The sequence below is a fragment of the Cesiribacter andamanensis AMV16 genome, from assembly GCF_000348925.1.
GTDB classification, from domain to species: Bacteria; Bacteroidota; Bacteroidia; order Cytophagales; family Cyclobacteriaceae; genus Cesiribacter; species Cesiribacter andamanensis.
Genome location: NZ_AODQ01000021.1, coordinates 1 through 25743, shown reverse-complemented (window position 1 = coordinate 25743; position 25743 = coordinate 1). Strand labels below are relative to the sequence as shown.

General features: G+C 56.3%; 22 protein-coding genes. 11 read left to right on the top strand and 11 right to left on the bottom strand.

What is annotated here, in order from left to right:
• Nucleotides 1–105: 105 nt before the first annotated feature.
• Nucleotides 106–753, bottom strand: coding sequence for a hypothetical protein (locus ADICEAN_RS05850; RefSeq protein WP_152426328.1), 648 nt, complete (start codon nt 751–753; stop codon nt 106–108).
• 111 nt (nt 754–864) lie between these two features.
• Here ADICEAN_RS05850 and ADICEAN_RS05845 point away from each other — a divergent pair, with 111 nt between their 5' ends.
• The 4 genes from ADICEAN_RS05845 to ADICEAN_RS05830 all read left to right on the top strand — a co-directional run bounded on the left by ADICEAN_RS05845 (nt 865) and on the right by ADICEAN_RS05830 (nt 6900).
• Nucleotides 865–1773 (top strand): TIGR01777 family oxidoreductase, encoded by a 909-nt coding sequence (locus ADICEAN_RS05845; RefSeq protein ID WP_009194627.1) that lies wholly within the window; start codon nt 865–867, stop codon nt 1771–1773.
• 404 nt (nt 1774–2177) lie between these two features.
• A complete protein-coding gene (locus tag ADICEAN_RS05840; RefSeq protein ID WP_236612869.1) occupies nt 2178–2861 on the top strand; it encodes an LOG family protein in 684 nt (227 codons plus the stop codon).
• Nucleotides 2862–3039: 178 nt separating this feature from the next.
• Nucleotides 3040–5931 carry an excinuclease ABC subunit UvrA gene (uvrA, locus tag ADICEAN_RS05835; protein WP_009194625.1) on the top strand — a complete coding sequence of 964 codons (2892 nt, stop codon included), beginning with the start codon at nt 3040–3042 and terminating at the stop codon, nt 5929–5931.
• A 90-nt stretch (nt 5932–6021) separates the two neighbouring features.
• Nucleotides 6022–6900 carry a substrate-binding periplasmic protein gene (locus ADICEAN_RS05830; RefSeq protein WP_009194624.1) on the top strand — a complete coding sequence of 293 codons (879 nt, stop codon included), beginning with the start codon at nt 6022–6024 and terminating at the stop codon, nt 6898–6900.
• A gap of 316 nt (nt 6901–7216) precedes the next feature.
• Here ADICEAN_RS05830 and ADICEAN_RS05825 read toward each other — a convergent pair whose 3' ends face one another.
• Entirely contained in the window at nt 7217–8605 is a 1389-nt protein-coding gene (locus ADICEAN_RS05825) for an ATP-dependent DNA helicase (RefSeq protein WP_009194623.1), read from the bottom strand.
• A 213-nt stretch (nt 8606–8818) separates the two neighbouring features.
• Between ADICEAN_RS05825 and ADICEAN_RS05820 the strand changes: the two genes are divergently transcribed.
• Together ADICEAN_RS05820 and ADICEAN_RS05815 are read left to right on the top strand one after the other, a co-directional pair.
• Nucleotides 8819–9727 carry a hypothetical protein gene (locus ADICEAN_RS05820; RefSeq protein ID WP_009194622.1) on the top strand — a complete coding sequence of 303 codons (909 nt, stop codon included), beginning with the start codon at nt 8819–8821 and terminating at the stop codon, nt 9725–9727.
• Between the two features lie 221 nt (nt 9728–9948).
• Nucleotides 9949–11022: a saccharopine dehydrogenase family protein gene (locus ADICEAN_RS05815; RefSeq protein WP_009194621.1), complete on the top strand. Its 1074-nt coding sequence runs from the start codon at nt 9949–9951 to the stop codon at nt 11020–11022.
• Nucleotides 11023–11098: 76 nt separating this feature from the next.
• On the opposite strand, the gene ADICEAN_RS05810 is transcribed toward ADICEAN_RS05815, so the two are convergent.
• The 3 genes from ADICEAN_RS05810 to ADICEAN_RS20985 all read right to left on the bottom strand — a co-directional run bounded on the left by ADICEAN_RS05810 (nt 11099) and on the right by ADICEAN_RS20985 (nt 13703).
• The gene (locus ADICEAN_RS05810) at nt 11099–12229 is read right to left on the bottom strand and encodes a glycoside hydrolase family 3 N-terminal domain-containing protein (protein ID WP_009194620.1); all 1131 of its coding nucleotides are present in this window, start codon (nt 12227–12229) and stop codon (nt 11099–11101) included.
• A gap of 116 nt (nt 12230–12345) precedes the next feature.
• The gene (locus ADICEAN_RS05805) at nt 12346–12543 is read right to left on the bottom strand and encodes a hypothetical protein (protein WP_009194619.1); all 198 of its coding nucleotides are present in this window, start codon (nt 12541–12543) and stop codon (nt 12346–12348) included.
• Nucleotides 12534–13703, bottom strand: a complete 1170-nt coding sequence (locus ADICEAN_RS20985) for a hypothetical protein (protein WP_009194618.1) — start codon at nt 13701–13703, stop codon at nt 12534–12536. The genes ADICEAN_RS05805 and ADICEAN_RS20985 overlap by 10 nt, the downstream gene beginning before the upstream one ends.
• 189 nt (nt 13704–13892) lie before the next feature.
• On the opposite strand from ADICEAN_RS20985, the gene ADICEAN_RS05795 reads away from it, so the two are divergent.
• The 4 genes from ADICEAN_RS05795 to recO all read left to right on the top strand — a co-directional run bounded on the left by ADICEAN_RS05795 (nt 13893) and on the right by recO (nt 18131).
• Nucleotides 13893–14219, top strand: coding sequence for a 2Fe-2S iron-sulfur cluster-binding protein (locus ADICEAN_RS05795; protein ID WP_009194617.1), 327 nt, complete (start codon nt 13893–13895; stop codon nt 14217–14219).
• Between the two features lie 23 nt (nt 14220–14242).
• Nucleotides 14243–14842, top strand: a complete 600-nt coding sequence (locus ADICEAN_RS05790) for a thymidine kinase (RefSeq protein ID WP_009194616.1) — start codon at nt 14243–14245, stop codon at nt 14840–14842.
• A 217-nt stretch (nt 14843–15059) separates the two neighbouring features.
• Nucleotides 15060–17366, top strand: coding sequence for a type IX secretion system anionic LPS delivery protein PorZ (gene porZ / locus ADICEAN_RS20980; protein WP_009194615.1), 2307 nt, complete (start codon nt 15060–15062; stop codon nt 17364–17366).
• A 72-nt stretch (nt 17367–17438) separates the two neighbouring features.
• Nucleotides 17439–18131, top strand: coding sequence for a DNA repair protein RecO (gene recO, locus ADICEAN_RS05780; RefSeq protein ID WP_009194614.1), 693 nt, complete (start codon nt 17439–17441; stop codon nt 18129–18131).
• Nucleotide 18132: 1 nt separating this feature from the next.
• On the opposite strand, the gene ADICEAN_RS05775 is transcribed toward recO, so the two are convergent.
• Genes ADICEAN_RS05775 through ADICEAN_RS05760 form a run of 4 tightly spaced genes read right to left on the bottom strand, consistent with a single transcriptional unit; the run spans nt 18133 to nt 22869 of the window.
• Nucleotides 18133–18912: a LytR/AlgR family response regulator transcription factor gene (locus ADICEAN_RS05775; protein ID WP_009194613.1), complete on the bottom strand. Its 780-nt coding sequence runs from the start codon at nt 18910–18912 to the stop codon at nt 18133–18135.
• Complete coding sequence (locus ADICEAN_RS05770) at nt 18893–19936, bottom strand: sensor histidine kinase (protein ID WP_009194612.1); 1044 nt, start codon at nt 19934–19936, stop codon at nt 18893–18895. The genes ADICEAN_RS05775 and ADICEAN_RS05770 overlap by 20 nt, the downstream gene beginning before the upstream one ends.
• A 54-nt stretch (nt 19937–19990) precedes the next feature.
• The gene (locus ADICEAN_RS05765; protein ID WP_009194611.1) at nt 19991–20665 is read right to left on the bottom strand and encodes a tetratricopeptide repeat protein; all 675 of its coding nucleotides are present in this window, start codon (nt 20663–20665) and stop codon (nt 19991–19993) included.
• A 41-nt stretch (nt 20666–20706) separates the two neighbouring features.
• A complete protein-coding gene (locus ADICEAN_RS05760; protein ID WP_009194610.1) occupies nt 20707–22869 on the bottom strand; it encodes a TonB-dependent receptor in 2163 nt (720 codons plus the stop codon).
• 208 nt (nt 22870–23077) lie between these two features.
• Between ADICEAN_RS05760 and ADICEAN_RS05755 the strand changes: the two genes are divergently transcribed.
• Nucleotides 23078–23839, top strand: coding sequence for a VIT1/CCC1 transporter family protein (locus ADICEAN_RS05755; RefSeq protein WP_009194609.1), 762 nt, complete (start codon nt 23078–23080; stop codon nt 23837–23839).
• Between the two features lie 83 nt (nt 23840–23922).
• Here the strand turns inward: ADICEAN_RS05755 and ADICEAN_RS22570 are convergent, their stop codons facing one another.
• On the bottom strand, nt 23923–24096 hold the full coding sequence (locus ADICEAN_RS22570; protein WP_009194608.1) for a hypothetical protein: 174 nt from the start codon (nt 24094–24096) through the stop codon (nt 23923–23925).
• Nucleotides 24097–24188: 92 nt separating this feature from the next.
• Nucleotides 24189–25502 carry a TonB-dependent receptor plug domain-containing protein gene (locus ADICEAN_RS05750; RefSeq protein WP_009194607.1) on the bottom strand — a complete coding sequence of 438 codons (1314 nt, stop codon included), beginning with the start codon at nt 25500–25502 and terminating at the stop codon, nt 24189–24191.
• Between the last annotated feature and the right edge of the window lie 241 nt (nt 25503–25743).

Below are 25743 nucleotides of genomic sequence, written 5' to 3'. Positions count from 1 at the left end.
CGAGCTGCACTAAAAAACAACAGGCCGCTGCGCTGGCAGGGCCTGTTGCTACTATCCAATGATCCTTCAGTAGAAAAAGCTGGGCCGGTGGCGCAGCTCTTTTTTTTACTCCTGCAGCTGGCTGAGCTTGTCTTTGAGCGCCTGCAGCTGCTTGCTGATCTTTTCGGCTTCCAGCTGTTGTTGCTCCAGCTTCTTTTTATTCTCTTCGGTTTCCTGCTCCAGCCGCACCTTATCCTCACCGTTCTTTACCAGTTGCTGTTCCAGACGTTCCTTTTCGCTGGCATTTCGCTTAAGGGCTCCCTCCAGCTTGTTGCCGTTGCGGCGCAGGTTTTCTACCTCCCGGTTCATAAAGGTAAGGGCAGCTTCGGCATCCTGCAGGCTGGCCATCAGCTGGTATTTCTTCATCAGAAAAGGGGCCTTACCCAGCTGTTCCTTAATGGCGCTGTCCAGGGCGGTATCGGCCCTGGTGGCGGGGTAGCCAATCCAGATCTCGCTTTTGGTGCTATCGCCCAGCACCAGGCTGTAGGCCTGCTGGCCTTTGGGGGCATCCAGCCAGTAAATATCCCGCAGCTCAATAAACTGGCGGCGCTCGGTTACCTTGCCCCGCTCTTTTAAGTAGGCCAGCCAGTAACGCTTGGCCTGTGCCTCGGAATAGGGTACCTTTATGCTGTAGCCGCTATGGGGCTGGCCCTGCAGGGTCTGCTGCTGGCGGCGCACCTCCTGTCCAAAAACAGCGGCAACAAAAAGCTGCAAAAAGCAGTATACGAGAAGGGTCTTTTTTAACATCGGGCTTCGGGAAAAAGGGGTGAACATAAGGGGCATGCCCGGGTTACAACGGTAAGGCCAGCACATAAATTTCTTTTCATGTCAGAAAAAGTCGTTATCAGTGGTGGCTCAGGATTGATCGGATCACACCTGACCGGGCTGCTGCTGAAGCAGGGCTACCAGGTGGTTCACCTGAGCCGCTCCATTCGCAAAGATAAGGGGGCAAAGCATTATCTATGGGATGTAGGCGAGGGAAAAATTGAAGAGGGCGCCCTGCAGGATGCTGCCTACATCATTAACCTGGCTGGCGCCCCCCTGGCCGACCTGCGCTGGACGGCCGCCAACAAGCAGAAGATGATGCGCAGCCGCACCGCCTCTACCAGCCTGCTGGTGCGGGAGCTGGCCCGCCTGGGCGTAAAGCCCAAAGCGTTTATTTCTGCTTCGGGCATCAACTACTATGGGGGCGATAGCGGCGAGGAACTATTGCGGGAACAGTCCGAGGCAGGCGAGGACTTTTTGGGCTCGGTATGCCGGGCCTGGGAGCAGGAAGCGCTGCGGGCCGAAGAGCAGGGCATCCGCGTGGTGCTGTTGCGCATTGGCATTGTGCTGAGTACCGATGGAGGCGCCCTTACACAACTGATGCTCCCCTTCCGCTTTGGTTTGGGAGCCGCCCTGGGCAGCGGGCGGCAGTACATGAGCTGGATTCACATAGACGATCTGTGCCAGCTTTTTCTCAAAGCCATGACAGACCCCCACATGCAGGGGCCCTACAATGCCGTGGCCCCGGAGCCGGTTACCAATGCCCACTTTTCAGAAGTACTGGCAGCAGCCCTGCACAAGCCCTACTTTTTGCCCGCCCTGCCGGGGGTATTCATGAAACTGGCCCTTGGCGAAAAAGCCGTTATGGTGCTGGGCAGCACCCGGGCATCGGCCGACAAGCTGCAAAAGGCGGGCTTTGCCTTTCGCTATCCTGCCCTGGAGGCAGCCCTGCACCAGCTACTGGAGTAAGGCGCTGGTTTGTTAAAATCAGAACTCTGGACTAACTTAGCGGGCTTGCCCAAATGGGGCGAAGCTGCGATTATAATTTGAAATTTTTTTGTATGGCGAATGATAACAAAGGCCCCAAAAAAGCAAAGGGCCCACAGCGTAAAGGGCAGGCGCATGCCGATGAGCAACTGGACAACCGCACCATTTCGGTAGAAGAAGCACCCGGAAAACTGCATAAACAGCCTGTAGAGGAAAAAACAAGTGCCGAACAGGCGCACGAAGAAAAAATAGCCAGGGAGGGACACCCCCATCACCCTGGCGAGCTTAAAAAGAAAAAGCCCAAGGCCAACATGCCGCCAGCCCCCCCGAAGGAAGGCGAACTGATTCCCCGGAAAAAGCCCGATGCCGACGATCAGCTGATCCGCATGGCTTTTGAAGACCGGGACTGGAATGAGATCAAAAGCTCCAACAGCTGGGCCATCTTTAAGGTAATGTCGGAGTTTGTAGAAGGCTTTGAAAAGCTGGCCAAGATCGGTCCCTGCGTGTCCATCTTCGGATCGGCCCGTACCAAAGAAACCCACAAGTACTACAAAATGGCCGAGCAGATCGCCGAAAAACTGGTGCGCCATGGCTATGGGGTAATTACCGGCGGCGGACCCGGTATTATGGAAGCCGGTAACAAAGGCGCCTACAATGCCGGCGGCAAATCGGTAGGCCTCAACATTGTGCTGCCCTTTGAGCAGTTTGATAACCCCTACATCGACCCCGACAAGCTCATTACCTTTGATCATTTCTTTGTGCGCAAGGTGATGTTTGTGAAGTACGCCCAGGGCTTTATTGTCATGCCGGGCGGCTTTGGCACCATGGATGAGCTCTTTGAAGCCCTTACCCTGATCCAGACCAAAAAGATCGGCCGATTCCCCATTGTGCTGGTGGGCACCAAATACTGGAGCGGCCTGATGGACTGGATCCGTACCACCATGCTGGAGCAGGAGAGCAACGTAAACGAAGAAGACCTGCACCTGGTAAACATAGTAGACACCGCCGAAGAAGCCGTAAAGGTGATTGACGAGTTCTATAGCAAATACCTGCTGTCACCCAACTTCTGATCCTTTTCCATCAGAACCCGATACATCAAAGCCAGCTTTATGCTGGCTTTTTTATTTAGGCTGTGTCTGACGAATACTCCTGAGATGAAACAGGAGCAGAGGGCAGGATTTTTCCTAAAATACTAAACCAGTTAGTACTAACTGCGCTCTCTAAAATTGCGTATATTTGTAGAATACTATGGGGAAGATAAAAGCAGCAAGCAAACGGGCAGACGAAGCGGCTAAAGTGCAAGCACCAAAACGTTTCGATCCCGTTGGCGAAGAACATATAGAGGTGATTGGTGCCCGGGAGCACAACCTCAAGAATATTGATGTACGCATTCCGCGCAACCAGCTGGTGGTGATCACCGGCATCAGTGGCAGCGGCAAATCCTCGCTGGCCTTTGATACCATCTATGCCGAGGGCCAGCGGCGCTATATGGAAAGCTTTTCGGCCTATGCCCGCTCCTTTATGGGGGGTATGGAACGGCCCGATGTGGACAAGATCAACGGCCTCTCGCCGGTGATCTCCATTGAGCAGAAAACTACCAGCCGCAACCCCCGCTCTACGGTAGGCACCACCACCGAGATCTACGACTTTATGCGCCTGCTCTATGCCCGGGCCTCGGAGGCTTTTTCCTACCTGACGGGCCAGAAAATGGTACGCCAGAGCGAAGACCAGATCCTGGACCACCTGATGCAGGCCTTTGATGGCGCCCGCCTCATTCTGCTGGCGCCGGTGGTAAAGGGCCGCAAGGGCCACTACCGGGAGCTCTTTCAGCAGATCCGCAAAAGCGGCTTTACCAAAGTACGGGTCGATGGCGAGATCAAGGACATCGAGCCCAAGATGCAGGTAGATCGCTATAAGATCCACGACATTGAGATTGTGATCGACCGCCTGGTGCTGAAGCCCGAAGACCGCTACCGCCTGAGCCAGTCGGTAGCCACCGCCATGAAGCACGGCGAAGGGCTGGTAATGGTGCTCAATGCCGATAGCGGTGAGCTGCACCACTTCTCCAAGTACCTGATGGACCCCAAGTCGGGCCTGAGCTACGATGAGCCGGCCCCCAATACCTTTTCCTTTAACTCCCCCTACGGCGCCTGCCCCAAGTGCAACGGCCTGGGGGTGATCGAAGAAATTACGCGGGAGTCCATCATCCCCGATCCCAACCTGAGCATCAGCCGCGGCGGTATTGCCCCCCTGGGCGAGTTTAGGGATATCTGGATCTTCAAGAAAATCCAGTACATCCTTAAGCAGCACAAGCAGGCCCTTACCACCCCCATCAACAAACTGCCCGAAGAGGTAATTGAGATCCTGCTGCGCGGCAGCTCCGAAACCGTAAAGGTAAAATCCAAGAAATACCCCGGCACCAGCTGGGATACCAGTTTTGAGGGCATTATTCCCTTTCTGGAAAAGCAGAAGGAGGAAGGCTCCGACAAAACCGTTTCCTGGGTTGAAGACTACACCACGGCCGTTACCTGCCCCGAGTGCGAAGGCACACGCCTCAAAAAAGAATCCCTGCACTTCAAGATCGATGGCCGCAACATAGCGGAGCTGGCCGAACTGGACATACAGGCCCTCTACAACTGGTTTCATGATCTGGAAGCCCGCCTGAGCGATCGCCAGCTGCAGATAGCCAGCGAGCTGCTCAAGGAAATCCGCAAGCGCATCCGCTTTCTGCTGGATGTGGGCCTGGACTACCTGCACCTGAACCGTCCCCTGCGTACCCTTAGTGGGGGTGAGGCCCAGCGCATTCGCCTGGCTACCCAAATTGGCACACAGCTGGTAGGGGTGCTCTACATCCTGGATGAGCCCTCCATCGGCCTGCACCAGCGCGATAACGTAAAGCTCATCAAGGCCCTGCAGGACCTGCGCGATATCGGCAATACGGTGCTGGTGGTAGAGCATGATAAGGACATGATGATGGCCTCTGACTACATCCTGGACATTGGCCCCGGCGCAGGCCGCCATGGGGGTACGGTTGTAGCATCAGGCACCCCTCAGCAGTTTATTCAGCTGCCGGCCGTTACGCCGGAGTACCTGCGCGGCGAGCGGGCCATTGCGCTGCCCAAAGAGCGGCGCAAGGGCAATGGTAACTTTCTGGAGCTAAAGGGTGCCAGTGGCCACAACCTTCATAATGTAAACCTGAAACTGCCCCTGGGCACCATGATCTGCGTAAGCGGCGTAAGCGGCAGCGGCAAGTCTACGCTTATTCACGATACGCTGTACCCCCTGCTGAACCGGCATTTTTACAATGCGCTGCGGGACCCCCTGCCCTATAAGGAGATCAAGGGACTGGAGCACCTGGATAAAGTAATTGAGGTAGACCAGTCGCCCATCGGCCGTACGCCCCGCTCCAACCCGGCCACCTATACAGGGGTGTTCAGCGATATCCGCACCCTCTTTGCCGAGATGTCCGAGGCTAAAATAAGGGGGTATAAGCCCGGCCGCTTTAGTTTTAATGTAAAAGGCGGCCGCTGTGAAGAATGCGGCGGCGCCGGCCTAAAGCTTATTGAAATGGACTTTCTTCCCGATGTGCATGTGCATTGCGAGGTATGCAAGGGCAAGCGCTACAACCGGGAAACGCTGGAAGTGCGCTTTAAGGGCAAGAGCATTTCTGATGTGCTGGACATGACCGTAGAGCAGGCCGTGGAGTTCTTTGAGCACCAGCCCAAGATTGCCCGCAAGATCCGCACGCTGAATGATGTGGGCCTGGACTACATTACCCTGGGCCAGCATGCCACCACCCTGAGCGGAGGCGAGGCGCAGCGGGTAAAGCTGGCCACCGAGCTGAGCAAGAAAGATACCGGCAATACCTTTTACATCCTGGATGAGCCTACCACCGGCCTGCACTTTCAGGACATTCAGCACCTGCTGCGGGTGCTGCAGAAGCTGGTGGATAGGGGCAATACCGTGCTCATCATCGAGCATAACCTGGATGTGATCAAAGTAGCCGACTGGGTGGTAGATCTGGGCCCGGAGGGGGGGCGTGGCGGCGGGCAGATTATTGCACAGGGTACTCCCGAAAAAGTAGCCAAAGCGGAAAAAAGCTATACGGCCCTATTTTTGCGGGAAGAATTGAACGGTTAAGGTATAATATTCTTTGAAAAACTTACATTTTAGAATTTCTGTTGGCGCATAGCCCTATCTTACCCCTTGTATCAACTACGGTAATGCGCCATGAATACACGAAACTCTCTCCCCTGGAAGTTGCTTTGCAGTCTGCTGCTGCTGGCCTTCCTTAGCTCCGATGCCCTTGCACAGCTTAAAGGCGATACCTATGCCGAGGCCAAGCAAAAGGGCAGTGCACAACTTATCTACACCTATGTAGAAACGCCGGGCTTTTCCGGCAAGGATGCCTCCGGCAACATGACGGGCTTTTGTGTAGGCCTGATGAATGCCTTTGGTGCCTGGGTGAAGAAGCATGAGGGTATTGAGCTTAAAACCAGCTACTATGGCAAGGATGCCTCTGACTTTAAGCGCTTTATGGCTACAGTGCAGGGGGCGCAGGGAGGGGTGTTTGGCCTGGGCAACATTACCATTACCGAAGAGCGCAAGAAGAGCTACCAGTTTAGCCCCCCCTTTATTACCAATGTGGCCATTTTGGTGACCCACAAAAATGTGCCAACGCTGGAAGATAAAAAGCAGATTGCCACTGCCTTTGCCGGAATGCAGGCTGTGGTAGTGCGGGGCACAACCAATGAAGACCGTGTAAATGGGCTGAAGAAACAGCTGTTTCCAGCCCTAACCTATCAGTATGTAGGCTCCAGCCCGGAGGCGCTCAAGATGGTAGCCGACAATCCCAAGCTGTTTGCCAACCTGGACTTTACCTACTACCTATCGGCCATTAAGGATGGCCTGCCCATCAAGCGCCACCCTGCCGGAGATGAAAGCACCGAGAGCTTTGGTCTGATCATGCCTAAGAGCAACGACTGGTCGCCGCTGATGGAGCGCTTTATGAATGAGTTTGTGAACAGCACCGAGTACCGCAAACTGATCACCGATAACCTGGGTCCCAATGCCCTTAAACTGCTGGATTCGGTATCGGCCCGCAAGTAGAAAAATTAGAAGTGTCTATAAAGAAAAAATCCGCCCAGAAGGCGGATTTTTTCCCTTTCAACCAAAACATTAAAACCTATCAACTATGAATAAGCCAAATGTACCTTAATAAGGTTTTGGCCTGTTTATAAGTTCCGATGGCCACCTTATTTTATAAAGATTTTTTAACGATAGGGTAATGTTGATGGGAAAGCATTATTTTAATTGCTTATATATCAAATAGTTATACATAGATGCTTTAAGCATCCCTTTTACTAAAATCCATTTTTTTGGAGTAGGAATTGCTGCAAAATCTCCAAAAAGCTATCTCCAAATATTACAAACGGGCATTCAGCAGGTAGAGCGTGTCACTTGCGCGGGTTATGGCGGTATAAAACCACCGGAGCTTATCGGGCGTATTGGGTTCCCGCACCCAAAACCGGGGTTGTAGCAACACGGTTTTCCACTGGCCGCCCTGTGCTTTGTGGCAGGTAAGGGCGTAGGCAAACTTTACCTGCAGGGCATTCAGATAGGGGTCTTTACGCAGGCTGCGTACCTGCTTGCTGCGGGCCATGTAGCGGTACTGCCGGCTGGCCCCTTCAAAAAGGCTGCGGCTGCGCTCCTCAGGCAGGGAGGGATGCCTGCTGTCCAGCGTTTCCATTAGTACAAAGGATTCAAAAGGAGCAAGAGCAGGCTCATCGGGCAGGCGTAGTTTTAGCCGCAGAAAGCGAAAGCCAAAGCGCTGCTCTTCTCCCATCACATGGGTAACTTCGGCAAATTCGCCATTGGCCAGGTAGCTGAGTTTGCTGTTTTTAGGCAGTGCCTGGTAATTATTGCGGGCAATCATCAGCAGATCACCGGCCACCACCTCCTGTCTATAGCCCAGTATGGCGCTGCGGATAAGGGCATTGGTTTTGGCAGCTTCTTCATTGGTGGCGCAGAGAAAGAGCGTATTGCCTGCACCTTCATGCTGGTAGGCCCAGCGGAGCCCCTCCATCAGCCGCTCTTCGGGAAGCTGAAATACATCCCTATACCCGCTGGTGGTCAGCTGCAGTTGTTGCGGCAACTCCTCCAGGCACTGGCGCAGATAGGTAGCATTGGCCAGAATGCCGGAACCCTGCTGCTGGCGGCTTACTTCACTTAAACTATGCGTTTCCAGATCAAGGCCATAGGCCCAGCGCAGCACATCCTCTTCCAGCGCCAGGCTGGTGCGTTCGCCCACGGGGGGCAGTTGGGCCGGGTCACCCACCAGCAGCAGCGCATTGCCCGGCTGGGAATACACCCAGTTGGTCAGGTCGGCCAGCAAGCCTCCATCACTTTTGCCCCCTTCTCCACTCAGCATGGAGGCTTCATCTACAATAACAAGGGTATTGCGGTGGTAATTTTTGCGCAACTGCATATCCATCTGGCCTGAGTAGGGGTGCTGCACCGGCTTGTACAGCTGGCTGTGAATGGTGTAGGCCTCCTGGCCTGAATTCTTAGAGAGGATCTTGGCGGCCCGACCGGTAGGGGCCAGCAGCAGTACCTTTTTGCGCTGCTGACGCAGGCTTTTAGTCAGGGCCTGCAGCACCACGGTTTTGCCGGTGCCGGCATAGCCCTTCAGCAGAAAGCAGGGTTTTGCCCGGCTGGTAGGTGCCATGAAATCGGCTAATTTTCTAAACAGCGCTTCCTGCTCGGCGGTAGGGGAAAAGGGGAAGTGCTGGTGGAGACGTTCGGTAAGGGGCATGGCATTTTCTTAACCCTGCCGGGGCTACAAAAGGTTTAGGAGGCATGCAAAAATGCTAAAAATATTAACAAGTAGGCTAAGCGTTCCACTATTTTATAAAATAGCTGATATACAGAGATAAAAGCTATTTATTTACTAAATTTTTTTAGTAATTTAATGCACTAATCCAGCGGGAGCTGTGTTGTGTATTTGAAGCTAATAAACGGAAAAGATATGTCACAGGGAGTGGTAAAAACCGAGAAGAAAATAGTGGAAAGCTACGATATATCCAACTCTAGCGAAACACTACACCTGGCGCAGGACCTGGCGAAATTCATTCGTGAAAATCGACTGGCCATGCAGATCCAGGGCAAAGACTATGTGAACGTAGAGGGCTGGCAGTATGCCGGTGCCCGTCTGGGGATTCTTCCTGTCATCGAAGAAGTGAAACGTATTGAAACTGGTGACGACGAGATGAAATACCAGGCGCATGTAAAGCTGATGAATCTGAAAACGGACACCATCGTAGGCTCTGGTTTTGCCATCTGCAGCAATAAAGAATCCGGCAAGCGCTACTACCAGGAGTTTGCCATTGCCTCCATGGCGCAAACCCGGGCTATTGGGAAAGCCTATCGCAATATACTGGCCTGGATTATCCGGGCGGCTGGTTATGAGCCTACCCCTGCCGAAGAAATGGATTTTTTGGTACGGGATGATAGCAGCTCCACTAAGACACAAAGCCGTGCGTATGACCGTGAGCCAGCCTCTCCTGCCAGGTCGGCAGGTGCAGCTGCCTCAATGGTTAGCGAGCCTGCCTCGCCGGCAGGCGGGCCAGCCTCGCCTGCGCGTATCAAAGCAGCAGCCCCTAAGAAGGTGAAGGAAGCTGCCAACGCCGCTGCGGAAGAAGCTGTATCTACAGCCGCTACCAGCGAGGCTGCAGCGCCTAAGGCAACCGCTCCGCTGGCCTCTGTAAAGCAAAAAACTGAGCTGCTGCTGTTGCTAAACAACAAGCACATCACCAATGATGAAAAGGCCAGGATGATCGAGAACATCAATACGCTGGATAGCGAACGCATTCAAAAAGCGATCGAAAAAGTGAAAAAGGTAATTGATGAGCGCAACGACGATGCCCAGGCTGCCTGAGGATCTGGTAATGGATAACCTGCAAATAAACACAAAAGCCACCTGTAAGGGGTGGCTTTTTGTTTTTACAGGTCTTCAGGCCAATCATTGGAGCAAGGCCAAAGCGGGTGTCCGAACTGTTGCTGCTCCCCCTCTTTGCTGCTTTTTTTCTACAGTAGTTAACAGAAGGGCCGGGGGGAGGTTATCTTTAGGCACGTATATCAATCAATTTCATTTTGCCCATGCCTACCCCACCCCAAAAAGACCAGACCATTATTGTCTATGGCTCCTATGGCTACACTGGCGCCCTGATTGTAGACGAGCTTAAAGCCGCTGGTGCCAGGGTGCTCCTGTCAGGGCGTAAAGAAAGTGCTCTAAAGGAGCAAAGTATTCGGTCCGACTATCCCTACCAGGCGGTTGAGATAGGGGATGCTGCCGGGCTAAAGCAGCTCCTGCAAAGGGGGGCTGTGGTGATCCATTGTGCCGGGCCCTTTGCACATACAGCTGCGGCCATGGCCGAAGCCTGTCTGGCGGCCAAAACCCACTATACCGATATTACCGGCGAGTACCAGGTATTTGAGCAGCTGGCCGGCTACGATGTACGGGCCAGGTCAGTAGGCATACAGCTCATGCCGGGGGTAGGTTTTGATGTGGTGCCCTCCGATTGCCTTGCCCTGCACCTGAAACAGCGCCTGCCCGAGGCAGAATACCTGCAGCTGGCCTTTGCCGGCCTAAAGGGTGGACCCTCCCGGGGTACGGCCAAAACCATGATCGAGGGCCTGGGGGGTGGTAGCCCCATTCGGCAGGGGGGCAAGCTGGTGGATATTCCCAATGGCAGCCGGCTGTTGGATATTGATTTTGGCCCCTTCCGCTCCAAGGCTGTCTGCATACCCTGGGGCGATATCGCCACGGCTTACCGCAGTACCGGCATTCCCAACATAGAGGTGTATATGGCGGCCCCTGACAAGCTGATTCGCCAGATGCGCCTGAGCCGGTATGCAGGCTGGCTGCTCAGGCAGGGGGTCGTTAAAAGTTTTCTCAAAAAGCAGATCGATAAACGCCCGGCCGGCCCCTCGGATAAGGCGCGGGAAAGTGGCCGCAGTTATCTCTGGGGCAGGGCCTGGACCGATAGCGGCAACATGGTGGTAAGCCGCCTGGAGACTCTGAATGGCTACACCCTTACTGCCAAAACCGCTGCCCTCATTGCTCAAAAAATACTGAAGGGAGAATTGAAAACTGGCTACCAAACCCCTGCTATGGCCTACGGAGCCGATCTGATCCTGGAGGTGGAGGATACCAAGCGGGTGGATGTGTAGGGAGGTCGGAACATTAAAAAAAGCGAAGGATAGCACTTACTACCCTTTGCTTTTTGTATTCTATACCGCTTACAACTTACCGGATCACCCCCAGGCAGAGCTTGAAGCGGATGATCTTTTTTACCGATTCTTCTACCTGCTTTTTAAAGGCAGGGTCTTTGTCCATTTCGGCCAGGATGGCAAAGAGCGTTTCTTTTTCCTTTAGCGGCATCAGGATCATGTCGATGCCGGCTTTGGCAGCTTTTAGCGAAGCGTTGGGAATGGCGGCTACGGCACCCATGTTCATGGCATCGGTGGTGATGATGCCCTTATAGCCCATCTCATTTTTGAGCAGGTCGGTTACAATGGTGCGGCTCAGGGTGGCGGGCTCGCCTCCGGTATTGTAGCGGGGGTTGTTCTGTACGGCAATATGGCCCACCATGATGCTCAGTACACCGGCATCGATCAGGCCCTTGTATACCCCTACTTCTTTCATGTCACCATCAATGTAGACCAGCTTTTTGTGCGAGTCGCCCTGCACCAGGCCATGCCCGGGAAAGTGCTTGGCGGTGGCCGCTACCCCATCGGCCTGGGTGGCCAGGATAAAGGCCTTGTTCATGCGCTCCACTTGGGCCGGATCGGAACCAAAGCTGCGGTTGCCAATGGCAGCATTCTGCAGGCTGAGGTCGGTAACAGGAGCATAATTGTACAGAATGCCGATATCCTTCAGCTGATGAGCAATGGTATGGGCTACAGCAATTACTTCGGAAGTATCCTTTAGCTCGGAGGTTTTGGGCACCTTCTGGCTATCGCTGATCTTGCGGTTAATGAGGCTTGGCTCGGCATCGGCACTGTACACCAGCGGCAGGTGGCTATTGGCCTGGCTAATGCTGTCGAAGCGGTGCACATACTTCTTAAAGCTGCTGGTGGTGCCATTCAGCAGCAGCACTCCCCCAATCCATCCCCTGCGAACCAGCTCGTCCAGCTCGGCATCGGGCTTGCCCAGCCGGCCGGCAGCCGGTACAATCATCTGGCCTACCCGCTGTTCGGGTGTCATGCTTTTATAAATCAGCTCCACCTGCTCATCGAGCAATTTTTCCTGCTTAAAGAAATCGTCCAGCTCATAGGGGTGAAGGGTGGCCGTGCGGGGCGAAGGGGTGCTTTGGGCCATGCAGGCCTGAAGACTAAGCAGGCCAAGGGCGGCAATGCCTACAATGCGTTTGATCATGAGGGTAGGTGCTGTTTACGTTAATGGGCTGCCGGTACAGGGCAGCGGATATTCCTATCATAATCCAAAATCGGGCCAGTGCGTTCCGGCTGGGTTCCTTTCCCGAAGTATTTTTTTTAGAGGCTCCCAAAGCGGTGCTCCAGCACCCCTTCAAACTCCTCAACTACTTCCGGATTGTTTTGCCACTGCACTTTTTGGGCCAGATGATCCTGTACCCACTGGCTGGCGGCAGGGCGATTGGGGCAGGCATCCAGCGCATCCAGGGCCGCATTAAACGCCCCGCCATCGCCACCAAACAGCTCTTTTACAAACATAAAGCGCTGATTAAGGGTGATGTAGTTGCGAATGCTGGCGCTGCGGGGCTTTTGTACCAGGGGGGCACGGCTTTCTTTCTGCTCAAATTTTTCGTGGAGCGGCTTTTTTTCTCCCCTGTCAAAGCGGGTATTAAGGGTGCGGCTTTCTTCTTCCTGTTTTTTGGATGAAGGGTGTACTGAGGGGCTGGCAGACCGGACCTCTCCAGGCCGGACCTCTCCAGGCCGGACCTCTCCAGATGGGGCCTCAGCAGGGGGGGAGTAGCGGGCCTGGGCTGGGGGCGGGGCGTAGGATCGGGATCTGCAATGGGCGAAACCACGGTGGTAACCCGCGCCGATGCCGGGATGGGCGCTGCTTCCTTTTTGGGTTCGGGAGCCGGACGGGGCGCTTGGGCCTGTGGCTGAGGTTCTGCTTTGGGCTCCGGCTGGGGCTCCGTTGGGGGCTCCACCCGGGGTGCAGGCCGGCTGGGCCTGGGCGCAGAACGGGTAATCGCGCTAAAGAAATCGCCCTCCTCCTCTTCTTTCAGGGGCGCAGGGATGTCTTTGGCGGGCTCATCTACCAGCTCCAGGGGCAGGGGCAGCACCTGCTCATAGGCCATGATCTGTTCATCTATGGCATCCAGCGTTACCTTGCCCGATTTTATGCTGGCATCCAGCAGAGTAAGCAGAAAATCCGGATCGGTGATTTCGCCCTGCTCCAGCTGTTCCTGTAACATGCCCGTGATCGACTCCTGCCAGCGCAGGTACCGCAGGGAGGCCAGCAGATTTTCGCGCTGGGGGTAGCGGCGCAGCAGCTCATCAAAGTAGGCCATGGGTTGCAGCAGCAGGCGCAGACTGTCCAGCACGGCTTCTTCCAGCAGGGGCTGCAGGGCTGCACGCTCCACCAGAATGTGGCGGGAGAGCGTATTCATAAAGTGCTGCAGTGCCTCCTTTACCTGCGGATGCTCATAGTTGAAGTAGGGGCTGCGCAGGCGCAGGGTATCTTCCTGCCAGCGCACATACAGCCGCTGAATCAGCAGCAGGTTGATCTGCTGCAGGGGGGTGATCTCCAGGATATCCTGACCGCTCGCCGCCTGGCGATTGGCATAAAACTCATCCATTACCGTAGCGCTGAAGTTCCTGCTATAGGCTTCAGCGGCCTTTCTGTTCAGTTTGCGCGCCATCCTGTTTAATTCTCTAAAAAATCGTTTTTGTTCAAAAGAGCAAGCCCCATGCCAGTATGCAAAGCAGTCCTTTGGGTGTGGCCTGTAGGCATACGCAAATTCAGCAATCGGGGGTTCTGCTTTGCAAATTTATCCCGCTTTATTTTGCTCTTTTGCCTAAGGGAGTTTCTTTTGTAAGCTCAAATTACAATGCCTTCCGTCACAATACAAAATCTTGCCAATAAAACGGTTGTACTCCCCCCTTCCGTACAAAGCATCCTGCAAGCTTTTGGCCAGGAGGGGATTGACTGGATGCAGGCCTGCGGACAAAAGGGGCGCTGCACCACCTGTAAAATGCAGGTGCTGGAGGGCGAGGAGCACCTGAGTTCCCTATCGGATAATGAGCTGCGCATGCAGCAGCTGGGCCGTCTGCCCGATGGGTATCGGCTGGCCTGCCAGTGCACCGCCAGCGGAGGTGATGTGCTGGTGCGTGTGCCCAATGTAAATAAGTTGCCCCACATGCAGTATACCGACTAGTGCAGTAGCGATAAGAGGAGTATATGTTTATTGAACCTAAAATAGCCGGCAAAAGCAGCGGTACCCGGGCGGGCTGGATCGAAGTGATCTGCGGCTCCATGTTTAGCGGCAAAACCGAGGAACTGCTGCGCCGGCTCAACCGTGCCCTTATTGCCCGCCAGAAGGTAGAGATCTTTAAGCCGGCGGTAGATACCCGCTACCATGCCTATGATGTGGTTTCGCACAACAGCAACTCCATCCGCTCCACACCGGTGCAGTTTTCTGAAGATATTATTCTGCTGGCAGGCGATTGTGATATTGTGGGCATCGATGAGGCCCAGTTTTTTGATGAGGACCTGGTGGATATCTGCACCAAGCTGGCCAATAGCGGCAAGCGGGTTATTGTGGCGGGCCTGGACATGGACTTTAGCGGCAAACCCTTCGGTCCCATGCCCCAGCTGCTGGCCGTTGCCGAGTATGTGACCAAGGTGCATGCCATCTGCATCAAATGCGGCGATATTGCCCACTATTCCTACCGCCTGGTAGCCGATCAGAAAACGGTAATGCTGGGCGAAAAAGATACCTATGAGGCCCGCTGCCGGCGTTGTTTCCTGAAGGGGCCTAAGGCCGAGCAGATCATCTGAGCACCAGCCCTTGCCGCTGTCATTAGTACAAAGGGCATGCTTATGCACTCTGCCTGAGTGGGCTGGCGCAAGAGGGTTTGCAGAGCGTGGTAAAAATATCGTTCTTTAAATGGAAAAGCCGGTTTTCAGAAGGGGTGCAGGCTGCAGATGCCGGTACTACTTGTACAGATACAGCCTTCACACCAATATCAGAACGTTTTTCGCCTACCCCTACCCCATGAAACAGCTGCTCCTGTTGCTAGTGAGTTTTTTTAGCCTTTCCACCGTCTGGGGGCAGGGCAATATTCCACTGGGCAGCTGGCGTACCCATTTTTCCTACACCCGCATTCCACAGCTGGTGCTTACGGCAGATAGGGTCTATGCCGCCAGCGAATCGGGCTTTTTTTACCTTGATCGGGCCGATGGCGAAGTACGGGAGTTGGGCCGCCAGCAGGGGCTTAGCGATGCCGGCATCAGCACCCTGGGCTGGCAGCCACAAAGCGCTATTCTTTTTGTCGGATACCGGAGCGGCGCCATTGATCTGCTGCAGAACGGGAAGATCACCCCTATTCCCACCATCCGCTCAGCCCCCTTCAGCGGCTCCAAAACGCTGCGTGCTGTGCTGTTTAGGGGAGATTCTGCTCTGGTGGCCACCGACTATGGCATTAGCATCATTCGCCTGGCGCAGGCGCGCCTGCAGGATAGTTACCTGAACCTGGGCCCCCAGGGGCAGCGGGTGACCGTATACGACCTGGCCCTGCACCAGGATACCCTCTACGCCGCTACCAGCGCAGGCCTTATTGCCAACCGGCTGGGGCCGGGTGTAAACCTGAATGATTTCAGCAGCTGGCAACGCTACGGCACCCAGCAGGGACTGCCTGCAGGGGGTAACGATTTTTTAGAGGCGATTGGCGGTCAGCTCTGGCTGGGCAACACCGCCGGGAGCCTCTTCAGAAAAGAGGGAAGCCAGTGGGTGCAACAGTTCGCACCCGAGCCAGGCCCGCTGCTAAGCCTGCGGACCGCTGAGGGGGGCGATGCGCTTATCCTGACGACTGCCACAACCGTTTACCGCTACAGTGTACAGACAGGGGAGTACAGCCAGCTGGCTCTTCCGGCTACCATCGGGCCCCTTACAGCCGTGCAGGAAAGCGGTGGCCGCTACTGGATTGGTACCCGGGAAGGCGGCCTGCTGGCTCAGGAGCAGGGGGCTACCAGCCGCCTGAGCCCGGATGGGCCGCTCAGCGATCAGATTCGCCACCTGCGCTATGGCAATGGACAGCTTGTAGCCCTTCCGGGGGGCTTTACGCCCCAGGGAGCACCCTTGAATACACAGGGCTTTAGTGTATTCAGCGCAGAAAGGGGCTGGATCAACTACCATCCGCAGGCGCAGACGGGCAGCCAGCCCATGCCCCCTGCCCGGGACCTGGTGGATGCTGCCTGGTCGGAGGGGGAACAGGCCTGGTTTATGGCCTCCTATTCCGATGGGCTCTTGCAGTGGAATTCCCGGCAGGATGCATTTACCCTCTTTGGTGCAGGTACCCCTGGCACCAGCCTGCAGCCGGATGGCTACTACCCCAATCGGGTATTGCTCAGTAGCGTGGGCATAGACCGGGAGGGAGGGGTCTGGATGAGTGTCTACAACAACAGCCGGCCGCTGCACCGCTACCGACCTGCCGAGGGGGTGTGGCAGGCCTTTTTGCAGGGCAATACCCAGGCGGCCACCGCCCATCAGCTCCTCATTCCCTATACCGGCGATGTCTGGCTGCGCCTGAACCCCAACCTGAGCGGATCCGAGGGCATTCTGGTCTTCAATCCGGATAAGCAGCCCGGCAGCCGCTTATTAGGCACCGCCAGTAGCAGCGGGGGGTTATCTTCTGCCCGGGTAGGTGTGCTCAGGGAAGATCGGGAGGGCAGTGTCTGGGCAGGCACCAGCGATGGCCTTGCTTTTTTCCCCAATCCGGCGGCAGTGCTTAGCAACAATTCTGTTACCGCAGCGCTGCCCATTTACCAGCAGCGCCCCCTGCTGGATGGCACGCAGATAACTGCCCTGGCAATTGATGGAGGTAACCGCAAATGGGTGGGCACTATCAATGGCCTCTGGCTGTTTGGCGCCCTGGGCGATACCCTGTATCAGCACTTTACCACGGCCAACAGCCCGCTCCCCTCCAACAGCATCCTGTCGCTGGCTGTGCACCAGCAAAGCGGCGAAGTGTTTGTGGCCACCCAGGGCGGGCTGGTCAGCTACCGCAGCGATGCCACTCAGGGGGGCATAACACATGAGGCCTCCATCAAAATATTTCCAAACCCGGTGCGGCCCGGTTTCAGGGGGCAGGTGGGCATTAGCGGTCTGGTGCAGGATGCCGTAGTTAAGATTACCGATACAGCCGGCCTGCTGGTGCGGGAGCTTCAGGCACAGGGGGGCAGCGCGGGCTGGGACCTGCTGGACAGCCGCGGCCGGCCTGTTGCCACAGGGATGTACCTGGTCTTTAGCGCCAATGCGCTGGGCACCGAGGCGCTGGTAGGAAAAGTGGCCGTAGTGCGCTAATAAATGCCTTTTTGGGAATGTTAGCCCCCCATTATTTGTTTTTTTGAAAGCGTACAGAACTCATAAACCAGCATGCTCCAGAAGACCAAAGGCATAGTGCTCAGCTACATTCGCTACCGCGAAACGTCCATTATTGTCAAGATCTATACCGAGGTGCTGGGCCTGCAATCCTATATTGTCAATGGGGTGCGCAGCAGTGGCAATGCCAAAAGCGGCGGGGGGCGCATGGGGCTCTACCAACCCCTTACGCTGCTGGAACTGGTGGTGTACCATCAGGAACGGGCCAACCTGCACCGCATCCGGGAGATCAAGTGCCCGGAGCCCTTTGTGTACCTGCCGATGGATTTTCAAAAGACCGGCATCGTACTTTTTTTAACCGAGCTGCTCAGCAAGTCGCTCAAGTCCGAAGAGCCCAACCCGGTGCTCTACCAGTTTCTACACCATTCCATTCATGTATTGGATGGGCAGCAGGAGGGGGTACAGAACTTCCACCTGCAGTTTTTGCTGAAGCTATCCCGCTACCTGGGCTTTGCCACGCCAACGGCCGATGATTTTCTGGAGGAAGTAAGCCCCTACATCTCGGCCGATGCCATTGACCGGGAGGCCGTAGAGCGCCTGCTGCTGGAGCCCTATGGGGCTCCCATCCCCCTGAATGGCGAGCGCCGCCGCCATGTGCTGCAGATGATCCTGCAATTTTACCGCCTGCATGTAGCCGACTTCGGCGACCTCAAATCCCTGCCGGTGCTGCAGGAAATGCAGGGGTAGCTTAGCGATCCAGCCAGGCTTTAAACTCATTTACCCGCTCCCGGCTTACCAGGGCTTCTTTGGTTTCGGCATACTGCAGCACCACCTTCAGGCGGCTGCCGCTGTAGGCGATGATATTTTTGATGGATTCCAGGCGCAGCATTTGCTGGCGGTTGATGCGGAAGAAGAGGGCCGGGTCCAACAATTCCTCCAGCTGGTTAAGGGAATAATCGACCAGGTAGCGCCTGCCAGCCGTTGTAGTTAAAAAAGTGGCTTTTTCTTCGTTCCAGAAATACAGGATCTCCTCTACCGGAATGGCATGAAGCTGCTCGCCCAGGCGAATCAGGAAGCGCTGCTTGTACTGCCGGCTAAGCTGCAGGCGGGTGCGCTCCAGGGCCATGGGGTCGGGCAGTGGCAGGGCTGCTGTGCTGTTTGCTGCCCGGCTGCCCTGCCACTGGTGGAATTTCTTAAAGGCACCTTCCAGCTCCTCTTCTTCTATGGGTTTAAGCAAGTAATCAATGCTGTTGAGCTTAAAGGCTTTGAGCGCATAGGCATCGTAGGCGGTGGTAAAGATAACGGGGCATTGCAGTGGGCAGCGCTCAAAGATCTCAAAGCTCAGGCCATCGCCCAGCTGAATGTCCAGAAAGGCCAGCTCCGGGGCACCATGCTGTTCCAGCCAGTCGCAGGCACTTTGCACGCTGGTGGCCCTGCCTACAATATCGGCCTGGGGCTCCAGGCGCCGGATCAGCTTTTCCAGCCGGTCGGCCGCCAGTTTTTCATCTTCAACCAAGAGCACTTTCATAGACAGGGATTTTGAGCAGCGGCAGTTTTACGATAAACGAGTCAGCAGTTTTTTGGACCTGCACCGGGATGGTGGAGAGGTACCCATAGCGCTGGCTAAGGTTGGAGAGCCCCACCCCTGTGCCGGCGGCGGGCTGCTGCAGGGGCCTGAGCTGGTTTTCAACCACCAGCATCCCCTCCTGGATGCGCAGCCGCAGCGTTAGGGGATGGTTGGCATCCAGCACATTGTGCTTGATGGTGTTTTCGGCCAGCAGCTGCAGCGCCAGAGGGGGTACGCCCAGTTCGTCTGATACCCCCTGTGGCCATGCTACCAGCAGGGTGCCGGGCTGGCGGATCTCCTGCAGAAACAGAAAGCTTTTCAGAAAAGTAAGCTCTTCCTGCAGGGGCACCACTTCGGCATCGCGCTTTTCCAGCACATAGCGGTACACCTTGCTTAGCTGGCGCACAAAGCGCTCGGCCAGGTCGGCATCCTGGTGCACCAGCTCGGTAAGTACATTAAAGCTGTTGAACAGAAAATGCGGATTTACCTGGTTGCGAAGGCTTTGGTACTGGCTGGCCACATGGGCTTTCTCCAAGCGCTCCCGGTCTATGGCTGCCTGTCGCCAGTTGAGCAGAAAGGAGCGGGCGTGCATCAGCAGCGAGATAAGCGTAGTGATCACCATGGTAATGATCATGGACTGCCAGTAGGTGCGGCTGGAAAACTCCCGTCCGATGTACCATTCAATCGTCTCGAAAATAAGCATGTAGATGAGCGTGGTGTACACCACCATAGCCCCTACGCCAAGGGTAAAGCGCAGCACAGGCTTTTCTACCCAGCTAATGTGGTTGCTGATCTGGTCGGTGATCCAGCCATTGCCCAGCCACATGGCGGCACATACCACAAGGGTAAAAAAGAAGGAGGTGAGCAGGGAGCTTATCTGGTGGGAACCGTCCAGATTGTTGAGCACCGTAAAGCCCAGGCTCAGCAGAAAGATTCCCAGCGCCTGACCGCGCCAGCTTGAGGTATTAACAGCATTCGGAGACATAACCAAAGGTACAAGGTTTTAGGGGGTATTGTAATAGGCAGGGATAAAATCAGCCTAGTCTGCCGGCTGGCAGCGCTCCAGCAGCTGCTTGGCCGAACCTGCACCCCAGCTGGGAGCCAGTGAGGGGGTGGTGGAGCTGGCGGTATACAGTTCATGGGCCCGGGCAAAGAGGGCACAGGCCTGGTCGGTAGAGCTGTTCATGAACTGGGCCATGCCCCATTGCATCTGGCCCAGCAGCAGGTAAGCGCGCGGGTTGTTCGGGTCGGCGGCCATGGCCTGGCGCAGCAGCTGGATGGTAAGGCCGGAGAACTGCGGCCCCCGGCTGGCCGGATCGGCCGCTACATACAGCATGTGATGGTAGCCCTTCAGGGTAAGCAGCTCACTGTTATTGGGGTGCTGCTTCAGCAACGCGTCCAGTTCGGTGAGTACCTCTGCCAGCAGCTGGTCTTTCTCTTTGGCAGAGGGCAGGCTGCCGCTCATGTTCAGGCGGGTGAGGTTTTTGTAATAGCCCGGCAACCACTCACCGGGCATGGCCTCGCCAATGCGGCTAAAGGTATTGATAGAGGCGGTGAGCTCATCGGCAGATTTGGCCTGCTGCAGCTGGGCCAGGGCCTGCTGCATGGCCTGAGGGTAGGCCGAGGCCGCATTCTGAGCCAGCGCAGGGCTAAAAGGGGCAAGGAGAAGGCAAAGGGTGCCAAGGGTGATGGTTAAGAGATTAGCGGTTTTCATAGGGATTAGGGTTTTTTGAGTGAAATAAGTAAAGGGGATGATCACAGCTGGTCGAGCTGGTTTTTTTGTTTATCGTGGCTAAGGGTGTAAAACAGGCCAATGAAGAGAAAGCGCTTGGCCGACGGGCCTACGGCCTGCTCCTGAAACTGCCCGTTGGCGCCGGGTTCGGCTGCATAGCGATAGCTAAGGGCATCGCCTCCTCCCAGCACATTGGTAGCGGCGGTATAGAGAATCAGATTCTGTTTCCAGAGAAAGGCCCAGTTCAGGCTCAGGTTTTGCTGCAGGGGGGCACGCTCGTTCATAAAGCCTTCCGTATTGGGATTTTCATAGGGGCGGCCGCTGTGCAGCGAGAAGGAACCTCCCACCTGGCTGCGCAGCCCGGGGATAAAGTATTTGTACACCATGCCCAGGGAATGTGCAAGCGCAAAGGGGGGCGTTACCGCCTCGAGATAATCGGCCCACTGGCGGCGGCTATCCACATAAGAGTAGCTGATCCAGTAGTCGGTGCGCTTCAGGCTTTTCCGGTCTCGCCAGAAAATTTCTGCACCGCGGGCATAGCCGCTGCCCCCAGTAGATAGCCGGGCCTTGCCCTCTGCATCTGGGGTATACAGGGGTAGTCCTTCGTAGGTCTTGTAGTAGGCTTCGGCACGCAGCGTGCGCCCCTCGGGCTGGTACTGGTAGTTGAGCACCAGGTGGCGGCTGTGGGCATCGGCCAGCCCGGGCAGCTCCCGCAGCCAGCGTGTATCAGGTTCCTGGCTGTATACCCCAGCCGCAAGGGATAATTGCTGCTCCCTTTGTAGCTGCCAGGCTGCCGAGAAGCGCGGCTGCAGAGCCATGGCTCCGGTACGGCTGCTGTGGCTGCTGCGCAGCCCGGCCCGCAGGGCCAGTTTACGTAAGGGCTGCCAGTCGGCCTCGGCCCAGCCGGCGCTGCGCCACCACTGCTGGCTGCGCTGCTGCAGAGGGCTGCTGCTCTCCCGGTACGCTTCTTCCAGATGGGGGCGTTCTACTTCTGCTCCCAGGGTCAGGCGCAGGCTGCGGCTCAGCTCGCCTTCCAGTTTGCTTTTGAGGTGCAGCAGCCAGCTGTGCTGCTCCAGACGGGCGCCATTGGGCTGTAGGAGGGTTTCATCGGCCGAGAGTGCAAGTCCATTGGTTAGCAGCCAGTTTTTATGCAGCGGTTGCTGCCATCTGAGCTGGCCGTAGTGGTTCTGGTTCTGCAGGGCTATGTCCATGATGCCGTTGGGTTGGGTAATGTCGGGCTGGCTTACGTGCAGGCCGCCGCGGCGGCTGTCCAGCATCAGCTGCAGTCGGCCCTCCCCCAGGGGCTGCTGCCATACCAGGGCGCCGCCCCAGCTGTAAGGCGCCTGCGGAAACTGGTAGCGCTGCGGCGCCAGGGCCATGTAGGGGGCCAGGTTGGTATATTCCACTTCAGCCGCTATACCCCCTCTGCCCAGCTTGCGCTGGTGAGCCAGCGAGCCGCCAATGCTCATCAGTCCCAGGTTGGTTTGCTGAGAGGTGTTCTGAAAGTTGCGGTGATCCATGGCCAGCACAGCTGAGAGTGCTTCGCCCCACTCGGCCGAGTAGCCACCGGTGCTAAAGCGAAAGCCCTGAAACATTGTGGGGGAAAAGCGGCCCCGGCTGGGCAGATTCTGAGCGGTGGCACCATAGGGGTTCTGTACGGCCAGGCCATTTACATAGAGGCGGCTTTCGTCGGCGCTACCCCCGCGGATAAACAGGCGGCCGTCTTCGGCCTGTGGGCTGGCGCCGGGCAGCAGCTGAATGGCGCCGATCACATCGCCCAGGGCAGCGGCGGTGGTGAGCACATCCTGGGTGGTGAGGGAGGCAGCCCGGTTTACATCGGAGGCTTCAAAGGTGCCGGCCGTAATCACCACCTCGCCCAGCTGAGCAGGCTCTTCCCGCAGCTGCACGGGTAGCCATAGGCTGTCGGTAGCGGCCAGTTCCAGGGGTTGTTTAAATTCCCGGTAGCCGATAAAGCGTACGACCAGTACATAGCTCCCCACTTCCGGAGCCTGAAAGGAAAAGGCCCCGTTGCCAGAAGTGGTCGCCCCACTGAAGGTGCCTGCCAGAAACACATTGGCACCGGGCAGGGGCTGTCCCTGCTGGTCGGTCACCCGGCCGCTGAGGCTGGGCTGAGCCAGGGCGGCCAGGCTGCTGAATAAGAACAGGAGGTAAAAAATAGGCTTCATGGGTTGCGTTTGTTTCTGCTAAGGTGGCAGGTGCGCAGCGGCTTTGAAATTTTTAGTGCCTGAGCTGTGGAATGGGGTAGCTGAGCTGTAAAATAACTCGACGAGCTGTATGGGGAGAATAGACAAATACGTGCTGCCAGGGGTGTTTCCGTCAAAAAGCCTGAGAAAGGTCATGGCAAAAGCCCTGCTTGTGCCGTAACTTACCGGCATGAGCACTACTCCCTACCCCCCCGCCAAACCCCCCGAAGCAGCCATTCACAATAGCGGCCCCAAATGGCTGCGGCCGGTGCAGGACTACCTGGGCGAATTTGTCTATGGCGGCATCGATGGGTCAGTCACTACTTTTGCCGTGGTGGCCGGTGCAGCCGGAGGGGGGCTAAGTGCGCAGGTGGTGCTGATCCTGGGCTTTGCCAACCTCATAGCCGATGGCTTTGCCATGAGCGTAGGCAGCTACCTGAGCGCCAAAAGCCAGCAGGATAATTTTAGCATGCACGAGCGCACCGAATACTGGGAGGTGGATCACCTGCCCGAGCGGGAGCGCCAAGAAGTGCGGGAGATCATGCAGGCCAAGGGCTTTAAGGGGGAACTGCTGGAAAAGGTGGTGGATGTGCTTACCGCCGACCGGGACCGCTGGGTGGATGTGATGATGAAGGAAGAGCTGGGCATGATCCGGGAAACCAAATCGCCCTTTGCTATTGGGGGAGTAACCTTTGCCTCCTTTATCGCCGTAGGGCTGGTGCCGCTACTTACTTATGTGCTGGACTTCTCCAAGCTGGGGTTGCAGGCCGATCCCTTCTGGCTGGCGGCTTTCCTGACGGGGCTGGCCTTTCTGGGCATTGGCTACCTTAAAAGCTATGTAACCCAAACCTCCCGCTGGCGCGCCATGCTGGAAACCCTGCTGCTAGGCGGGGCTGCCGCTACCCTGGCCTATTTCGTCGGGGCCCTGCTGGAACGCTGGCTGGGGGGGTAATGCGGCTCTATGGTAGACTAGATAATAAAATCCTCCAGGGTTTTAAAAAACCCTGGAGGATTGGCCATAGAAGTTCACTCCTCCTACAACTCAATGATTACCCCCAGTGTAGGCAAGCGGGTACCGCTGGTATTGCGCAGGCGTTTGCCCAGGTAGCGCCCGGGGTTCTGGGGATCGGATACCGGCTGGCCCTGGGCATCCCGTACCACATCAATGTTATCGGGAAACTCCACCTCGTAGGCATATACATTCTGCACATCAAAGTAGAGGTTCAGGCTCCAGCGGGGAAAGAAATACTTTTTATCAATACGGATATCCAGCTGATGGAAGGCGCTGAGGCGCCCCTGGTTCAGGCGGCGTAGTCGGGCAGGCCCTGGCCGCTGCGGTCCCAGTTCTCCTGGTTCAGGGTGGCGGCCAGATCAAAGGGGGTAAACGGAGGGCCCCCGCTCAATAAGAAGCGGCTGCCCAGCTCCCAGTTTCTGGGAAAGCGCTTGCCGCCTGTAAGGCTCACTATGTGGCGGTAATCCCAGGCCGAAGGGATATAGACCTCATCCAGGCCAGTAAATTCACTGCGCACCAGCGTATAGGCCAGTGTGCCGTAAAAGGTGCTGGCCAGGCGCTGCTGCACCAGAAACTCCAGCCCATAGGCCCGGCCCTTTGAGGCGGAGATCACCGGGCTGTTGCCAATCACCCCAAAATCGGCGCCCAGGTTGGCCAGCGAGATGCCCTGATCCAGCAGGTAGGGATAGTTGCTGTACCATTTGTAGAAGCCCTCCAGGGTAAGGCGCAGAAAGTTGGTGGGCGCCCATTCTACCCCACTCACCACATGATCGGCCCGCAGGTATTGTAGCCCGTTCTGGCGGTTTACCAGGGGGCCATCGGCCGAATTTCGAAAGCCCATGACCACATAGCTGGGCAACTGGTAATAGCGGCCCACATTGGCATTGAGGCTCCATTTGGGCAGAAAGTACCAGGCGGCCGAAAGCCGGGGCGAAAACTGTTCCCAAAGCTTGTTCATCTCCTCGGAATAGTCGGTGGCATCCATGCGCAGACCGGCCGAAAGGATTACCTTGCCCTCCAGCAGATCCTGGCTGGCCTGGCCAAAAAGGCCCCATTTGTTCAGCTGCAGGCTGGAGCGGTACTCCTGGGTAAGGGGGTTGCCCTGGGCTACTGTTTTGAAGTAATTATCAACCGAGTACTTGGCGTATTCATAGTTGAGGCCCCAGGTTACTTTGAGGCCGCTGCCGAACTGCCGAAAATCTTCCAGCCGCAGCTTGTTTTCGATCTCTTGCGACTGGTAAGCGAGCAGGCGGTTTTCGGGGCGGCTTTCATCATTGCCAGCCCATTTGCTGGCCCGGTTGTCAAGCATGTTGCGGCTGAGCACCACTGTATAATAGCCCCCCTTGCGAAAGTACTCCCACTTACCGCCAATGGTGTAGTTCCACTGCTTGGAAACAGGCAGGTTGTTGAGCGTATAGCGCTGTTCTTCGGTTTCGTTGGCATCCAGGTTCAGCTCAAAATCGTCCAGAGCGCCAAGGCTCACCACGGTAAAGCGGTTTTTGGGGTTGGGCTGCCACTGGTACTTTAGCTGATAGTCGTTATAGACGGGCAGAAAGGGCAGCTCCAGTGCCTTAAACAGCAACTGCAGGTAGCTGCGGCGCACCGATAAGATAAGGGAAGCACTGTCGCCCAGGGGTCCCTCGGCCGTAATGCCCAGGTCGGAGGCGCCAATGATGCCATTGAAGACCCATTTGTCGGTGCGGCCCTCGCGCTGCTTGAAGTCAAAGATGGAGGAGAGCGCACCCCCCCGGTTGGCGGGAAAGGCGCCGGAGTAAAAGTCTACCCTTTATAAAGTCTACGTTGATCAGGCCTACCGGACCGCCACTGCTGCCCTGGGTCTGAAA

What these genes read in the sequence shown, in the direction of transcription:
- ADICEAN_RS05845 (WP_009194627.1), top strand. Translation starts at nt 865, where the DNA reads ATGTCAGAAAAAGTCGTTATCAGTGGTGGCTCAGGATTGATCGGATCA.
- ADICEAN_RS05840 (WP_236612869.1), top strand. Translation starts at nt 2,178, where the DNA reads ATGGCTTTTGAAGACCGGGACTGGAATGAGATCAAAAGCTCCAACAGC.
- uvrA (WP_009194625.1), top strand. Translation starts at nt 3,040, where the DNA reads ATGGGGAAGATAAAAGCAGCAAGCAAACGGGCAGACGAAGCGGCTAAA.
- ADICEAN_RS05830 (WP_009194624.1), top strand. Translation starts at nt 6,022, where the DNA reads ATGAATACACGAAACTCTCTCCCCTGGAAGTTGCTTTGCAGTCTGCTG.
- ADICEAN_RS05825 (WP_009194623.1), bottom strand. Translation starts at nt 8,605, where the DNA reads ATGCCCCTTACCGAACGTCTCCACCAGCACTTCCCCTTTTCCCCTACC.
- ADICEAN_RS05820 (WP_009194622.1), top strand. Translation starts at nt 8,819, where the DNA reads ATGTCACAGGGAGTGGTAAAAACCGAGAAGAAAATAGTGGAAAGCTAC.
- ADICEAN_RS05815 (WP_009194621.1), top strand. Translation starts at nt 9,949, where the DNA reads ATGCCTACCCCACCCCAAAAAGACCAGACCATTATTGTCTATGGCTCC.
- ADICEAN_RS05810 (WP_009194620.1), bottom strand. Translation starts at nt 12,229, where the DNA reads ATGATCAAACGCATTGTAGGCATTGCCGCCCTTGGCCTGCTTAGTCTT.
- ADICEAN_RS05805 (WP_009194619.1), bottom strand. Translation starts at nt 12,543, where the DNA reads ATGTTTGTAAAAGAGCTGTTTGGTGGCGATGGCGGGGCGTTTAATGCG.
- ADICEAN_RS20985 (WP_009194618.1), bottom strand. Translation starts at nt 13,703, where the DNA reads ATGGCGCGCAAACTGAACAGAAAGGCCGCTGAAGCCTATAGCAGGAAC.
- ADICEAN_RS05795 (WP_009194617.1), top strand. Translation starts at nt 13,893, where the DNA reads ATGCCTTCCGTCACAATACAAAATCTTGCCAATAAAACGGTTGTACTC.
- ADICEAN_RS05790 (WP_009194616.1), top strand. Translation starts at nt 14,243, where the DNA reads ATGTTTATTGAACCTAAAATAGCCGGCAAAAGCAGCGGTACCCGGGCG.
- porZ (WP_009194615.1), top strand. Translation starts at nt 15,060, where the DNA reads ATGAAACAGCTGCTCCTGTTGCTAGTGAGTTTTTTTAGCCTTTCCACC.
- recO (WP_009194614.1), top strand. Translation starts at nt 17,439, where the DNA reads ATGCTCCAGAAGACCAAAGGCATAGTGCTCAGCTACATTCGCTACCGC.
- ADICEAN_RS05775 (WP_009194613.1), bottom strand. Translation starts at nt 18,912, where the DNA reads ATGAAAGTGCTCTTGGTTGAAGATGAAAAACTGGCGGCCGACCGGCTG.
- ADICEAN_RS05770 (WP_009194612.1), bottom strand. Translation starts at nt 19,936, where the DNA reads ATGTCTCCGAATGCTGTTAATACCTCAAGCTGGCGCGGTCAGGCGCTG.
- ADICEAN_RS05765 (WP_009194611.1), bottom strand. Translation starts at nt 20,665, where the DNA reads ATGAAAACCGCTAATCTCTTAACCATCACCCTTGGCACCCTTTGCCTT.
- ADICEAN_RS05760 (WP_009194610.1), bottom strand. Translation starts at nt 22,869, where the DNA reads ATGAAGCCTATTTTTTACCTCCTGTTCTTATTCAGCAGCCTGGCCGCC.
- ADICEAN_RS05755 (WP_009194609.1), top strand. Translation starts at nt 23,078, where the DNA reads ATGAGCACTACTCCCTACCCCCCCGCCAAACCCCCCGAAGCAGCCATT.